Source organism: Streptomyces bugieae, from assembly GCF_036352915.1.
Lineage (GTDB): Bacteria > Actinomycetota > Actinomycetes > Streptomycetales > Streptomycetaceae > Streptomyces > Streptomyces endophytica.
This window is the reverse complement of record NZ_JAZBJP010000176.1, coordinates 1-441: the sequence shown is the minus strand read 5'-3', so window position 1 is coordinate 441 and position 441 is coordinate 1. Positions and strand designations below refer to the sequence as shown.

The 441-nt window shown below is 65.5% G+C and carries 1 protein-coding gene; it reads right to left on the bottom strand.

Features of this window, described 5'->3' with window-relative positions:
• Positions 1-338, bottom strand: a 338-nt coding sequence (locus V2J85_RS40760; RefSeq protein WP_330824409.1) for a hypothetical protein, incomplete at its 3' end; no start/stop codon positions are given.
• Positions 339-441 lie beyond the last annotated feature (103 nt).

Sequence of the window (441 nt, the reverse complement as noted above, 5' to 3'; positions counted from 1 at the left end):
AGGATGTCCTGCATCTCCAGCCGTACCGCGGTGGTGTAGCGGTCTCGGGGCAGGTACACCAGGCAGGACACGAAGTGCGCCAGTTGATCCGCGCGCAGGAACAGCAGGGTGCGGCGACGTGACCCCAGATCCACCACGGTCAGCGCCATGTCCAGCAGCTGCTTGGAGCTCAGCGCGAACAGTTCGGGGCGCGGGATGGTCTGGACGATGTCACGCAGCAGCTGCCCGGGATGACTGGGATCGCGGCGGGCCATGGCCAGCGCCTCCTCGACGCGCCGCGAGATCAACGGGATCTCCAGCACGTTGGCGTTCATCGCGGCCACGGTGAACAGGCCCACAAAACGATGCTCTGTAGCGGTGACATCACGGCTCGCGCCACTCTCGCGTACGACGACGATGTACGGGTTGGCGCCGTAACGGACATAACTCGGCATCGTGGCC